Here is a 13,798-nt window from a genome sequence, read left to right as displayed (position 1 = left end):
CTTCACGGATGATTTTTATTGTGCAAATGCAGTTGCTAGTTCATTTAATACGGCATCTTTCTTGGTGTCATCCGTATTTTTCCACCATTTTTCGAAAAAAACGCCAAGGCCAGGCAGTAAATGTTCCTCTCCTCTTTGAATCGCATCTTCTACTACAGCTCGAATTTCAGATGCATTATTTCCTTTCATATTAGCTGATATTGCTTCTCGAATTTGAAAGTCCATTTTTCATCACTCCTCGAAATTATGTTCCCCAAACTCTCGCAAGCTATACATGAATTTGTTACTATTAAATAAAAAAGGCGGTTACATATAAATGAAACGAATTGAGTCCCAACAAAATGCGCTTGTGAAGCATTGGAAAAAACTATTAAGTGTTCGCAAAGAACGTGATAAAACAGGCGAATTCATAATAGAAGGTTATCATTTAGTTGAAGAAGCGATTAAACAAAAAGGAAATGTGCTAACGATTATAATAAGTGATAGTGCAGAAGTTCCTGTAAATTGGGACGTCGATAATTTAGAAATGGTTGAAATAAATGATGTCATAAAAAAAGAACTTGCAGAAACGGAACATACACAAGGTATATTCGCACATTGTAAGCAACAAACTGTGGATGAACAAGAACAAACAAAATGGAATCGTCTATTATTAATAGATGCAGTTCAAGATCCAGGAAATATTGGCACGATGATTCGCACGGCGGATGCTGCTGGTATTGATGCGGTGATTCTTGGAAAAGGATCAGCAGATGCTTATAATTCAAAAACTCTCAGATCTGCACAAGGTTCACATTTTCATGTTCCCGTTATAAAAGGTGATCTACATTCATGGGTAGATCAGTTAAAAGAGCGCCAAGTACCTGTGTATGGTACTGCTTTTGAAAACTCCACCCCATATAATGATGTTAAAAAAGACGATGCGTTTGCTTTAATCGTTGGTAATGAAGGAAGTGGCATCAACCCAGAACTGCTAGAAAAAACAGATCAAAACATTATAGTGCCACTTTTAGGACAAGCTGAATCACTAAATGTAGCAGTTGCAACTGGAATTCTTCTGTATAGTCTAACCTTAAAATAAATCATACTTGAAGAAATATTTAAAACTCCGTATAATAGAATGTAATTTGATAAATGAAAAAGCTGTCATCGGGAAAAGTATATATGACGATTCGAAAAAAGGGATTTTACACCTAGACTGAAAGTGTAAATAGAGAATGCATATAGAAGTTCACCCCGCTAGCTGCCACCGGGACCAGCAATTGCTGTAAAGGTGCGCCGGTGTAGAGCCGTTAATCGAATTGAGTGATTGCACTAATTATTGTGCAATAATCAGGGTGGTACCGCGAAATTAGTCCTCGTCCCTTTTATAGGGGCGGGGTTTTTATTTTGACTAATTTTAATCATCCAGAAACATGCTGATTGAAAATAGACCCTCAGGCGGATGTTACAGATTTTGTAAAATAGTTAATCGAGGCGAGCTCGATGCAAAATTTGGACCAATTACGCAAAGGCGAATTTGAATAAGGAGGATGTAAAACATGGAAGCACAACTTCAACAGTTAAAAGAAGAAGCGTTACAAAAGATCGAAGCTTCAATGAATGTGAAAGAATTAAATGATGTACGTGTTGCTTATTTAGGGAAAAAGGGACCGATTACGGACTTATTAAAAGGAATGGGTAAACTTCCTGCAGAAGAACGTCCGAAAATGGGGGCACTTGTCAATGTAGTGCGTGAAGAGGTAACAGAAGTGTTAGAGGCTCGCATGACATTACTTCAAGAGCAAGCAATCCAAGAACAATTAGCGAAAGAATCGATCGATGTTACTTTACCAGGTCGCCCTGTGAAAACAGGAAATCATCATCCACTTACTCGTGTTGTTGAGGAGATTGAAGATTTATTTATTAGTATGGGCTATGAAATTGCGGAAGGTCCAGAAGTAGAGAAAGATTACTACAATTTCGAAGCATTAAACTTACCAAAAGGACATCCAGCTCGTGATATGCAGGATTCTTTCTATATTTCGGAAGATATTTTACTTCGTACACATACATCACCAGTTCAAGCCCGTACGATGGAAGCAAAAGAAGGTAAGCCGATTAAAATCATTTGCCCAGGTAAAGTTTACCGTCGTGACAATGATGATGCGACACATTCACATCAATTCACGCAAATCGAAGGACTTGTTATTGGCGAAAATATTCGCATGAGTGATTTAAAAGGAACACTTTCTGTATTTGCAAAGAAAATGTTTGGTGACGATCGTGAAATTCGTCTACGCCCAAGCTTTTTCCCATTCACAGAGCCATCTGTTGAAATGGATATTTCTTGCTTCAAATGTGGCGGCAGTGGCTGTAACGTATGTAAGAAAACAGGGTGGATTGAAATTCTAGGTGCTGGAATGGTTCATCCAAACGTACTTGAAATGGCTGGCTATGATTCGAAAAAACTATCTGGATTTGCATTTGGTATGGGTCCAGAACGTATCGCAATGTTGAAATATGGAGTGGAAGATATTCGTCATTTCTATACGAATGATGTGCGTTTCTTATCGCAATTCCACCGATCAGAAGTGTAAGGAGGAAATGACATGTTAGTTTCTACGAAATGGTTAGCAGAATATGTGAATACACAAGGGCTTGATCCAAAAGAATTGGGTGAAAAAATTACTCGTTCAGGTATTGAAGTCGATGCAGTAATAGATCGTACGCAAGGAATGACGAATGTAGTTGTTGGGTACGTGAAAGAAAAAGTGAAGCATCCAGAAGCAGACAAACTAAATATTTGCCAAGTGGACGTTGGGGAAGAAACAACACAAATTATTTGTGGAGCTCCAAACGTTGCAGTTGGTCAAAAAGTAATCGTGGCTCGTCCAGGAGCAGTACTTCCAGGTGGAATAAAAATTAAAAAAGCAAAACTTCGCGGGGAAGAGTCGAACGGAATGATTTGCTCTCTTCAAGAGTTAGGAATAGAAGGACGTCTAGTTCCTAAAGCATATGCAGAAGGTATTTATGTACTTCCGGAAACAGCAACTCCTGGGGAAAGTGCACTTTCACTACTTGGATTAGAAGATACCATTCTTGAACTTGGCTTAACTCCTAACCGCTCCGATGCACTTAGTATGCTTGGTGTAGCTTACGAAGTTGGAGCTATCTTATCGGAGGATATGAAATATCCAGAAGCAACATACGGAGAAAGCAATGAGAAAGCATCAGATTACTTAAATTTACGAATCGATGCAATCGAAGAAAATCCAATGTATGTAGCAAAAGTAGTGAAAAATGTAGTTGTAAAAGAATCGCCACTATGGTTACAGCATCGCCTTATGGCAGCAGGTGTTCGTCCACATAATAACGTAGTCGATATCACGAACTACGTATTAATGGAATACGGCCAACCACTTCATGCGTTCGATTATGAACGATTAGAAACAAAGGAAATTGTCGTTCGTCTTGCAAATGAAGGAGAAAAAATTGTAACTCTTGACGATCAAGAACGTACACTTAAGTCGAATCATTTAGTAATTACAAATGGTAAAGTGCCAGTTGCAATTGCTGGTGTAATGGGTGGAGCTAATTCGGAAGTGCACGATGGAACAACGACTGTTGTGATTGAGTCTGCATATTTTGCTAGTGGATCAGTTCGTCAAACGTCAAAAGATCACAACTTACGCAGTGATGCGAGTGCTCGTTTTGAAAAAGGTGTAGATCCAAATCGTGTCATTTTAGCTGCGGAGCGTGCAGCAAGTCTTCTTGCTGAGCTTGCAGGTGGAGAAGTTCTAGCTGGTTCTGTTTTAGTAGATGAGTTAGACAAAACTCCTTTTGAAGTAGTAGTATCACCAGATTTTATTAATAATCGATTAGGTATGAAAATTTCGTTAGAAGACATGACTTCTATTCTAACAAGATTAAAATTTGATTACCAAGCAGCAAATGGCTATTTGTATATTAAAGCACCAACTCGTCGTCAAGATATTAAAATCCCAGAGGATATTGTGGAAGAAATTGCTCGTATGTACGGGTATGATGAAATTCCAATGACGTTACCAGTGGAAGAGTCCAAACCAGGTGGCTTAACTTCATATCAAGCTAAACGTCGCCAAGTTCGTGCTTATTTAGAAGGTGCAGGTCTTTATCAAGCAATTACGTATTCTTTAACATCAAAAGAAATGTCTCAGAAGTTTGCATTAGAAACTGCTCCTGTAACTGAATTATTAATGCCGATGAGCGAGGAAAGAAGCATCCTTCGTCAAAGTTTAATTCCGCATTTACTGGAAGCTGTGACATACAATACTGCACGCCAAGCTGAAACCGTTGCTCTTTATGAAGTAGGATCTGTTTTCTTAGGAGAAACAGAATCAGGCTTACCACACGAACAGGAGCATTTAGCTGCAGTAATCGCAGGTAAATGGGTAGATCATAGCTGGCAGGGTGAGAAAAAAGCAGTTGATTTCTTCGTATTAAAAGGAATCATTGAAGGATTAATGGGCTTACTCGGTCACTCAAAAGAGCTTACTTTTGAACGCACTGTAGTAGACGGATTACATCCAGGACGTACTGCTTTGATAAAATTAGCTGGAGAAGAAATTGGACTTATTGGACAATTACACCCATCTGAGCAAAAAGCACGTGATTTGAAAGAAACGTATGTAGTGGAAATGAATTTAGCTAAAGTATTAAACAAAGAAGTGGATGCATTATATTATGCTCCAGTTTCTAAATTCCCATCAATCACACGTGATATTGCATTAGTTGTAGACAGTGAAAAAGCAGCCGGCGAACTGCAAGCAATTATCCAATTATCAGGCGGAAGATTATTAAAAGGTGTACATCTATTCGACCTATATGAAGGAGAAAAAATGGAGCCAGGTAAAAAATCGGTTGCATTCTCCCTAACATACTTCGATCCAGAACGTACACTGACAGATGAAGAAGTAGTAAATGCACATAACAAAGTATTAAAAGCACTTGCAGAACAAGCAGGAGCGGAGTTAAGAGGATAGTAAATAAAAAAAAGAGTAGCACCAATTACTGGTGCTACTCTTTTATGTGTCTAAATTTGTTACCGAATAAAAAATGTGACCGGATAGAAAAATTTCTGACCGGATAGAAAAAAATATGACCGGATAGAAAAACTTCTGACCGGATAGAAAAACTTCTGACCGGATAGAAAAACTTCTGACCGCATAGAAAAAAATGTGACCAGATAGAAAAATTTCTGACCGAATAGAAAAAAATGAGACCGAATAGAAATATTCTTATAGCTGGCTGGGCTACCCATTTAAGTACATTAAACTATATTCTTCTTTTACGAATAGTCAGTACGATACCAAAAAGTACACCAATAAAAGACATAATGGAAATAATGAAATAAAACGAATGTCCACCTAATTCTTTATAAATATATCCTCCAGCATAAGAGGCGATTATACTTGATAGTCCAAAAAATAAGAGTGCGAGAACAGTTTGTCCAGTAGCACGCCATTCTTTTGGCATAATTTGATATAAGTATTGAATCGCAGCAGTATAAAAAATAGGAAAAGTAATCATCTGTAATAGTTGTACAAAGGTTAGAGCGATAGGGCTTGTAACAAATGCCGATGCTACAAAGCGTATAAAATAGAAGAATGTTGCAACAGTAATAATTTCAAGCTCTTTTCCTTTTCGGAGCCACCAAAAGCTTAATGCGAATATTATAATTTCACTTGTAGCGGATAAGAAAAAGGCGATTCCAACTAAGGAAGTATCCCCTCCAAGTGCTCGAATATGAATACCTAAAAATGTATCGTTCATACGTGCAGGTATGGAACTAATAAATACCAAAGCTAAAAACAAAAGCATTTCTTTATTTCTTAACACTTGTTTTAGTCCTGCCATTGTCACTGGTTTTGAAGAAGCTTGTACATCGGGCATACGCCAAACAATGCCAAATGAAATGAGCCCCAATATAACAAATAAAATAGACACACTGCTCATACCGAAATGATCCATTGCAAAGCCAACTATTAAGGATAACACCGCAAAGCCTAATGCTCCATATGTTCGGATGGATCCATAACTGACGCGCTCCATTTCAGAAACGGTAAAATTAAGGCTTTCTGTCAGTGGGTCAAGTGGCATTAGGAAGAAATAAACTAATAGCGCAAAAATAACAAGGAACACGAAGTTATCCACATTAAATAAAAAGTAACCGAAAACAGCTGTTAAAAAAACGAGTAGTAGCATTACCTTACGAATCGTCTTAGTCTTATCGGTTATAAACCCCCATAATGGTTGTGCAATCAATGTCACAACTCCACCGGTTCCAATAATTAAACCTATTTCACTTGCTGATAAACCTCGTTCACCCAAATAAACAGGTAAAAATGGAATAAAGAGTGCAAGTAAACCAAAAAACAAAAAATTATAACCTTTTAATAATACTTGTACTTTCAAAAGAAATTCTCCTTCTAAGGTAAATTTAATTACCATACATATTGAAGTTAACACCTTTGAATATTGTAACTGATTTTCGTAGTATATAAATACTTTTGGTAAAATAAACTAGTTCTAATAAAATAATACAAAATTCAGAAAAGATAGTCTGTTATAATTTAAATTATAGAAGAAGGGGAGACCTTGGAACAAGCTCTTATTCGTGAGGTTAAAGTAAAGGTAGGAGAAGTTGTATCAATAATTGTAAAGTTTGAACATAAGGGAGAACATGCTTTATTTATAATGTTTATATAGAAAATCATCCGTCCCATACATATTTCAACAATAGATCAATAAGTAAAGGAGATCTAATAGTGGACAATATTGATAAAAGAAATAAGTTAGATGATAGCCCTTTTAGTTATAAAATGACCAAAGATAATTCGGTCTTTCTTGGATATTACGGGAAACAAGTAAAAATATTAAAAGGAAAAGAAACTGAAAAGTTTTTAAAAAGAATAAATGATGCTAAAGATGAAAAAGAGGAGCAATTAATTTTAGCAAAAATCACTGGAAATTTTAAAAGGGGAAATGAGCGAAAAAAATAAAGGGGACTTTGAATGTTAAAAAGAAGATATGGAGATCGTACGGATTGGAAGAGGATTATTAAAAGAGAGTATGTACAAACCTACGTAGAGAAAGAAGAATTTATTGGAACTATATCTCTATTAAAATTAACTCAAGTGACAGAACCGTTATTTGTTCAGTATGGAGAGAAAAGATTATGTATTGTAGATGATGGATATACGTGGATGCAACACTTTCCAACAGACAAAAATTACTCATTAACAACGATGTTCGATGAAAATGGTGAAATTGTGCAATGGTATATAGATATTTGTTATCAAATCGGAATAGAAAAAGATGTTCCATGGTGGGACGATTTATTCTTAGATGTTGTTGTATTACCTTCTGGAGAAATTATTGTACTTGATGAAGATGAATTAGAAGATGCACTTACATGTGGCCGTGCATTTGGTGTTTAAGGTATATGTGTACAAAATGGTAAGCTACTTGTAATATATAAAAACGGTGGTCCTTACATAAATCGTTATGACCTACCGGGAGGCAGTTTGGAAGATAGAGAAAGTTTAGTAGTTGCCATGAAAAGAGAGTTTTTAGAGGAAACTGGATTTGAGGTCGAAATTATTAAAAATATAGGCATTACCGATTTCATGCTTGCTTCGGATTGGAGAGGTTTGACAGATGTTCACCATATTGCAGTATATTATTTAGTGAAGCAAATAGGGGGGCGTCTAATAAAACCCGAAAATTTTGAGGGGCAGGATTCACTTGGAGCAGTATGGGTTTCAGAGGATGAGATTTCGGCTGAAAATGCCTCGCCATTAGTATTGAAAGCATTTGAATGAATAAGAACAAATAACTTAGATTTAGAAGCAAATTACTATCCAAAGTGGAAAGTCAAAAAGGAGTAGATTGATATGCTAAAAAATGATGTTACAAAATTGTTAGATATAGATTACCCAATTATTCAAGCTCCAATGGCGGGGGGAATTACTACTTCGACATTAGTAGCAGCTGTTTCCAATAATGGAGCTCTTGGAATGATTGGAGCAGGGTATTTAGATGCAGATCAATTGCGCCAACAGATACGAGAGGTAAAGCAGTTAACATCCAATAATTTTGGTGTTAATTTATTTGTGCCGAACGAATTTGAACTAAAAGATGATGAAATAGTAATGGTGAATGAACTATTAAATCATTATTATGAGGAATTGAATATACCTATTGAAAAAGTGAATCTTCCTAATAAGGAGAAGTCATTTCATACATATATGGAACAAATACAAGTCATCATAGAAGAAAAGGTTCCTATATGTTCTTTTACATTTGGAGTACCAACATCAGATATAATGAAGAAGTTAAAACAACACAATATATTTTCAATTGGTACAGCTACAACACTGGTAGAGGCGGTTACAATTGAAAGACTTGGAATGGATGCAGTTGTAGTGCAAGGAAGTGAAGCAGGAGGGCATAGAGGTAACTTCATAAGTGGCATCGAAGAAAGTTTAATCGGCTTGATGTCATTGGTACCACAAGTTGTGAAGAATATAAGCATACCTGTTATTGCAGCCGGCGGCATAATGGATGGCAAGGGACTAATGGCAGCTTTGTGCCTAGGTGCTAAAGCTGTTCAAATGGGCACTGCATTCTTGACTTGTGAAGAGAGTGGAGCACATCCGATATATAAAGAAGCAATCCTTAATTCGAAAAGTGATGTTACGGCATTAACTCGTGCCTTTTCTGGTAAGTGGGCTAGAGGAATTAAAAACAAATTTTTATTGGAAATGCAAGAATACGAAGCTTCTATTCCTGTTTATCCAATTCAGAATGTGCTAACGCAATCAATTCGAAAAGCTTCTTCTGCCCAAAACAATAAAGAATATATGTCCTTATGGTCTGGTCAAAATTCAGCACTTGCTAGAAAAGAAACTGTAGAAGTGCTTATTAAGCGGGTCGTAGAAGAAGCTAATAGACTAAATAAAAATAAATAGTGAACAGAAAAATGCTGCAGACAAAAGTATGTATTTGTTTGCAGTATTTAATAATTGATCATTTAGGGGATCGGCAAATAATAATTGCACATAAATTAGTTTAACTTATTAGAAATATCATCCAATTTATTTGATATTCTAGTTAACAAAACGACTATATGTATAACAACTCCAACAACTACTCCAATTAGAGGTGCATAAAATCCTGCAAAAAATATAGCAATGATTGTTGGCACTATATATGCAAGTGCGATCAAACCATTCACTCCCTATTGCTCAAATTTTCAATACTCGTTAGATAGTAGCTATATCGTATTCATAATAAGGCTCTTCTTGCTCCGTATCATCAAACCATTTCATTCCTTTAAAAGTAAAACCAATCTTTTCTAAAATTTTTAAGGAGCCATTATTTTTAGGGCTTGCAGAAGCAGTAACGAGATGAACTTTCCCGTGATTTCTAGCTAGTTCCAAACAAGCTTTTGCAGCTTCCGTTGCATAGCCTTTTCCCCAAGAATTTTTACTAAAGTGATAGATTAATTCTACTTCATTTACTGAACTTGTCACATTAAATCCAGCGGAACCAAGAACTTCATTTGTTTCTTTTTCTTTTACAGCATATACCGATAAACCATTCACTTCATGACATTTACGATAACCTTCTAAAACTTGCAGTAATTTACCATGGGAGGTAGCGCCATCACATAATGCCATTACTTCTTCATCACCCCAAAATTGTTTAACGTACTCTAAATGATTATCCTCAAAAACACATAAATACAAACGATCCGTTTCGTATACTATTTCCATACAGTACCCCCTATTTTCAATACATTAATCCGGTTCTGTTATTCTGTTAAAATTTCTCAACGCTGTTTTTTATGATATACATCTTCATCATTTTATCATTGATAAATTGTTCTGAATATTAATTCTATATTTAATCTATAAAATTTTATCAAGAATAATAGAGATGAAAATTTTATCTGCACCATAAAAAAGCTAAATTTAGAAATGGTGATAAAATTTTGCTTATTATTTATTCGTTTTTTACAATAAAGCAAAAAATATCTGCGGTTTTAAAAAATACTACTGGATTGTAAAAGATCAGAATTTAGATACTGAAATTTTATAAAATAAATAAAACTATGGATATTAAACACTTTTCACTTATATATTTTATTTTATTTAGAAAATTGGCACGACTCTTGCATTATAAAAAGGTGTAAAACATAATTTCATCTACTTAGGAGGAACTAACAATGACAACACCAGAAATTTTATATTCCGTAAAAGCACAAAGAGGACCTGAGTTACGTTGTAAAGGGTGGAGACAAGAGTCCATTCTTCGAATGTTAGAAAATAATATGGAGAATGCAGAAAAACCAGAGGAGCTTGTGATTTATGGCGGGATCGGGAAAGCTGCACGTAACTGGGAGTCTTACCACGCAATTGTGAAATCATTAAAAGAATTAGAAGATGACGAAACACTTGTTGTGCAATCTGGTATGCCTGTAGCGATTTTCAAAACACATAAATATGCACCAACCGTTGTCATGGCTACGACAAACATTATGAAAGCAGATTGGCCAACATTTTATGATTTACAAGATAAAAACCTAACTATTTATGCAAACTATACAGCTGCACCATGGGAATATATTGGTACACAAGGAGTAATCCAAGGAACATTTGAAACTCTTTCTGCAATTGCTCGCCTACACTATAATGATTCACTTGTTGGGAAAATTCTATTAACTGCAGGTGCAGGAGGAATGGGTGGTAACCAAACACGTGCGATGACAATGCATGGTGGAGTAGCGATTCTTGTGGATGCAGACGTTAAAATCATCAAGAGAAGAATTGAAAAAGGATTTATCGATGAACTTGCAAGTTCACTAGATGAAGCGATCGCGAAAGCGAAAGAATATGCGGCAGCTGGAAAACCACTTGGTATCGCCGTAGTAGGAAACGCGGCAGATGTATTTGAAGAGGTGCTTGAAAAAGGCTGGTTACCAGATATTTCTACATCGATGACGCCAGGTCATGACCCAATCTCTTACTTGCCATCGGGATATACAGTAGAAGAAGCAGAACATCTTCGTGACACGGATCGCAATCTATATCTACAAAAAGGTCGCGAAACAATGATTCGGGAATTGAAAGCGCTTATTAAATTCATGGATCTAGGAGTTCATTCATTCGAATATGGGACAAGTCACCGAAAAGAATGTATCGATGCAGGAATGGACGAGAAAGAAGCGAAGCGTCTTCCAGGTTTCGTAGCGGAATATATCCGACCACTATTCTGTGAAGGCCGTGGACCGTTCCGCTGGGTTTGTCTATCAGGAGAAGCGGAAGATTTACGTAAAATTGACGATATGATTTTAGAGAAATTCAGCTATGATCATTTAGTAACACGTTGGATTAAGCTGGCGAAAAAACATATCCCAATAGAAGCACTACCAGCACGTATTTGTTACATGGGCTTTGGTCAACGTAAAGCATTTGCATTAGAAGTAAACGATATGATTCGTCGTGGGGAATTAGCTGGACCAGTCGCGTTCTCTCGTGACAATCTTGACTCCGGTTCTATCGTGAATCCAACATTTGAGTCCGAAAACATGAAAGACGGCAGTGATCTAATCTCTGACTGGCCAATGTTGAATGGACTATTAAACGCAGTCGGCATGTGTGACTTAATCGCAATCCAAGCAAACTATTCGATGGGTGAAGCAGTTCATACAGGTGTAACGATGGTTGCGGATGGAACAGCAGAATCGGATATGAGACTGGAAGTAGCAATGACTGTGGACTCTGGAATTGGTGTCGTTCGTCACGCACAAGCAGGTTATGAAATCGCTCAAGACGTTGCGAACGGTAAAGGGAAGTTAACAGAGGAAAGCATTAAAATTCCATTATGGTGGAAACGGGAAGCAACATTCGGACCGAAGGATCTCCAAAAAGCAGAAGTGAAGGCTTAATATATAAATAAATTAACAAAAGAAAAACAGCTCGGAATTTGATGAAAGAATTCCGTGCTGTTTTTTTCTTATACTGTAGGTTTTTCTAAATCATGCTTTTTAATATGATATTGCAAGCTTTGCCTAGTGATGCCAAGTTTTTTTGCAGCCTGAGAAACATTCCAGTCTGACTGGATTAATGTTGTTTCAATAAGTTGCTTTTCCGAACTTTTAAAGATTTTTTTCATTGGTCTTTGCATTTCATTACTTTGATCCATAGTGTCATTAGAATGTACCATTAGTATTTTCCCACGCATATAGGAAGGGAGGTGCTCCACTTCAATTGTTACAGCATTTTCAGGAACCCGAATTATTAAATTTTCTATGAGATGTTCTAACTCACGAATATTCCCTGGCCATGAATAATGAAGTAAACATTTTTGAAGTGTATTCGAAAGATCTGGAACTGTTTTAGTTAACTTTACTTGAAATGCCTTTAAAAAGTAATCAATAAAAAAATGTACATCTTCTTTCCGTTCTCTCAGTGGAGGAATGAAAAGGCTTGTATGTGCAATTCGGTAAAATAAGTCTAGTCGCATTTTGTTTTCAGCAATTAGTTTTTCTGGATCTTCGTTGCATGCACTAATAACGGTACACTTTACAGGTGCCACATCATTAGAACCTACTTTTCGAACTAATCGCTCTTGTAAAACTCGCATTAGTTTTGTTTGTAAAGTAACCGGCATTGAATTTATTTCATCTAAAAAGAGTGTTCCATCTTGAGCGTATTCAAACAAGCCAATTTGGTCTGTAGCACCAGTAAAGGCACCTTTTACAGTTCCGAACAAAGTGCTTTCAAGTAAATTTTCAGGAATAGCAGCACAGTTTATGGCAACAAAAGGTTTATCCGCTCTAGGACTATGATTATGCATACTTTGTGCGAATAATTCTTTACCAGTGCCTGTCTCTCCAACAATTAAAGTATCCGCATTATGTATAGAAACATTTTGAGCTTCCTTGATAAGGTCTAAAAGTACAAGACTTTTACCTTTTATATCATTAAACGTAAAAATTGTTCCGTTCTTTGAATGGGCTTTTTCTTCACCTTTAATGTTTGCTTGTCTTTTTAGTTCAATTGTTTGATGAAGGCGGTCTTTCAGTTTTGATTCATTCGTACTTAATGAAAATACAGAAATAATTTTTCCATCTTTTTGAATTGGATATGTGCTGTAGTTAACATATTTTGGTATTCCATTAACGGTTGAATGCGCACGGTACCTTGAGTAAATTGGCTTTCCTGTCTTAAATGTGTGTCGATGCTCAGAATATTGTGGATTGTAATTGTATACGGACCATAAATGTTTACCAAGTATTTCTTGACTTGATAAGCCCTCCATTTTTTCTTGCGCATCATTATATAAAGTAATTTCTCCTTCAGAGTTGCTCATCATGACACCTTCATCAAGAGACTCAATTATTTTCTCTAAACAATATAACCGCTCATCCGTTGCTGTAGATTCTTTATTAATTTCTTTTAGACATAGGAAAATATATGTATCGTCCATAGAGAATACTTTAACGTCAACAGAAAACTTTTTGTCATTTATATCAAGGAGAAATGTATCACTATCGTTAAAATGCTTCTTATTGTAGCCAATTAATTGAATGATAGAATCACCTTTTATAACTTTTATAGGAAGCCCCTCTTTTATGTCATACCAAAGAATTTCAAGGTCCTCGTTTATAGCTATTACTCCATCCACAAAACTTCTAACTATTGATCCGATTGTTGAAACAGTCAAAATATGATTTCTCCCTTCCATTATAAAATTATCAATAGTATAG

At 36.1% G+C, this 13,798-nt stretch carries 13 protein-coding genes and 1 other annotated feature; of the genes, 8 read left to right on the top strand and 5 right to left on the bottom strand.

All coding sequences use genetic code 11. The annotated features are described in order from the left end of the window. Positions 1–15: 15 nt before the first annotated feature. The gene (gene sspI / locus ACFVR1_RS15485; protein ID WP_387585291.1) at positions 16–225 is read right to left on the bottom strand and encodes a small acid-soluble spore protein SspI; all 210 of its coding nucleotides are present in this window, start codon (positions 223–225) and stop codon (positions 16–18) included. A gap of 91 nt (positions 226–316) precedes the next feature. Between sspI and ACFVR1_RS15480 the strand changes: the two genes are divergently transcribed. The 3 genes from ACFVR1_RS15480 to pheT all read left to right on the top strand — a co-directional run bounded on the left by ACFVR1_RS15480 (position 317) and on the right by pheT (position 5,003). Continuing rightward, the gene (locus tag ACFVR1_RS15480) at positions 317–1,081 is read left to right on the top strand and encodes a TrmH family RNA methyltransferase (RefSeq protein ID WP_387585289.1); all 765 of its coding nucleotides are present in this window, start codon (positions 317–319) and stop codon (positions 1,079–1,081) included. 55 nt (positions 1,082–1,136) lie between these two features. Next, positions 1,137–1,369 (top strand) — a binding site (T-box leader). A gap of 172 nt (positions 1,370–1,541) precedes the next feature. Further along, positions 1,542–2,579 carry a phenylalanine--tRNA ligase subunit alpha gene (pheS, locus tag ACFVR1_RS15475; protein ID WP_387585288.1) on the top strand — a complete coding sequence of 346 codons (1,038 nt, stop codon included), beginning with the start codon at positions 1,542–1,544 and terminating at the stop codon, positions 2,577–2,579. 12 nt (positions 2,580–2,591) lie between these two features. Further along, a complete protein-coding gene (gene pheT, locus ACFVR1_RS15470; protein WP_387585286.1) occupies positions 2,592–5,003 on the top strand; it encodes a phenylalanine--tRNA ligase subunit beta in 2,412 nt (803 codons plus the stop codon). 292 nt (positions 5,004–5,295) lie between these two features. On the opposite strand, the gene ACFVR1_RS15465 is transcribed toward pheT, so the two are convergent. Further along, on the bottom strand, positions 5,296–6,435 hold the full coding sequence (locus ACFVR1_RS15465) for an MFS transporter (RefSeq protein WP_387585284.1): 1,140 nt from the start codon (positions 6,433–6,435) through the stop codon (positions 5,296–5,298). Between the two features lie 353 nt (positions 6,436–6,788). On the opposite strand from ACFVR1_RS15465, the gene ACFVR1_RS15460 reads away from it, so the two are divergent. The 4 genes from ACFVR1_RS15460 to ACFVR1_RS15445 all read left to right on the top strand — a co-directional run bounded on the left by ACFVR1_RS15460 (position 6,789) and on the right by ACFVR1_RS15445 (position 8,993). Then, the gene (locus ACFVR1_RS15460; protein WP_387585282.1) at positions 6,789–7,022 is read left to right on the top strand and encodes a hypothetical protein; all 234 of its coding nucleotides are present in this window, start codon (positions 6,789–6,791) and stop codon (positions 7,020–7,022) included. Between the two features lie 12 nt (positions 7,023–7,034). After that, positions 7,035–7,460 (top strand): ribonuclease FAU-1 family protein, encoded by a 426-nt coding sequence (locus ACFVR1_RS15455; RefSeq protein ID WP_387585280.1) that lies wholly within the window; start codon positions 7,035–7,037, stop codon positions 7,458–7,460. A gap of 3 nt (positions 7,461–7,463) precedes the next feature. Further along, positions 7,464–7,844, top strand: coding sequence for an NUDIX hydrolase (locus tag ACFVR1_RS15450; protein ID WP_387585370.1), 381 nt, complete (start codon positions 7,464–7,466; stop codon positions 7,842–7,844). A gap of 72 nt (positions 7,845–7,916) precedes the next feature. After that, a complete protein-coding gene (locus ACFVR1_RS15445; RefSeq protein ID WP_387585279.1) occupies positions 7,917–8,993 on the top strand; it encodes an NAD(P)H-dependent flavin oxidoreductase in 1,077 nt (358 codons plus the stop codon). Positions 8,994–9,088: 95 nt separating this feature from the next. On the opposite strand, the gene ACFVR1_RS15440 is transcribed toward ACFVR1_RS15445, so the two are convergent. Beyond that, the gene (locus ACFVR1_RS15440) at positions 9,089–9,250 is read right to left on the bottom strand and encodes a hypothetical protein (protein ID WP_387585277.1); all 162 of its coding nucleotides are present in this window, start codon (positions 9,248–9,250) and stop codon (positions 9,089–9,091) included. A 37-nt stretch (positions 9,251–9,287) separates the two neighbouring features. Then, positions 9,288–9,800, bottom strand: a complete 513-nt coding sequence (locus tag ACFVR1_RS15435; protein ID WP_387585275.1) for a GNAT family N-acetyltransferase — start codon at positions 9,798–9,800, stop codon at positions 9,288–9,290. Positions 9,801–10,252: 452 nt separating this feature from the next. On the opposite strand from ACFVR1_RS15435, the gene hutU reads away from it, so the two are divergent. Continuing rightward, a complete protein-coding gene (hutU, locus tag ACFVR1_RS15430; protein WP_387585273.1) occupies positions 10,253–11,974 on the top strand; it encodes a urocanate hydratase in 1,722 nt (573 codons plus the stop codon). 68 nt (positions 11,975–12,042) lie between these two features. Here hutU and ACFVR1_RS15425 read toward each other — a convergent pair whose 3' ends face one another. Next, the gene (locus tag ACFVR1_RS15425) at positions 12,043–13,755 is read right to left on the bottom strand and encodes a sigma-54 interaction domain-containing protein (protein ID WP_387585272.1); all 1,713 of its coding nucleotides are present in this window, start codon (positions 13,753–13,755) and stop codon (positions 12,043–12,045) included. Between the last annotated feature and the right edge of the window lie 43 nt (positions 13,756–13,798).

Origin of the sequence: Psychrobacillus sp. NPDC058041 (genome assembly GCF_042885655.1) — a bacterium.
In the GTDB taxonomy this organism is placed as follows: domain Bacteria; phylum Bacillota; class Bacilli; order Bacillales_A; family Planococcaceae; genus Psychrobacillus.
The sequence above is the reverse complement of the archived record's forward strand: the minus strand, read 5'-3'. Positions and strand labels throughout refer to the sequence as shown.

Coding starts and splice junctions, on each gene's coding strand:
- sspI (WP_387585291.1), bottom strand. CDS start 225: ATGGACTTTCAAATTCGAGAAGCAATATCAGCTAATATGAAAGGAAAT.
- ACFVR1_RS15480 (WP_387585289.1), top strand. CDS start 317: ATGAAACGAATTGAGTCCCAACAAAATGCGCTTGTGAAGCATTGGAAA.
- pheS (WP_387585288.1), top strand. CDS start 1,542: ATGGAAGCACAACTTCAACAGTTAAAAGAAGAAGCGTTACAAAAGATC.
- pheT (WP_387585286.1), top strand. CDS start 2,592: ATGTTAGTTTCTACGAAATGGTTAGCAGAATATGTGAATACACAAGGG.
- ACFVR1_RS15455 (WP_387585280.1), top strand. CDS start 7,035: ATGTTAAAAAGAAGATATGGAGATCGTACGGATTGGAAGAGGATTATT.
- ACFVR1_RS15445 (WP_387585279.1), top strand. CDS start 7,917: ATGCTAAAAAATGATGTTACAAAATTGTTAGATATAGATTACCCAATT.
- ACFVR1_RS15435 (WP_387585275.1), bottom strand. CDS start 9,800: ATGGAAATAGTATACGAAACGGATCGTTTGTATTTATGTGTTTTTGAG.
- hutU (WP_387585273.1), top strand. CDS start 10,253: ATGACAACACCAGAAATTTTATATTCCGTAAAAGCACAAAGAGGACCT.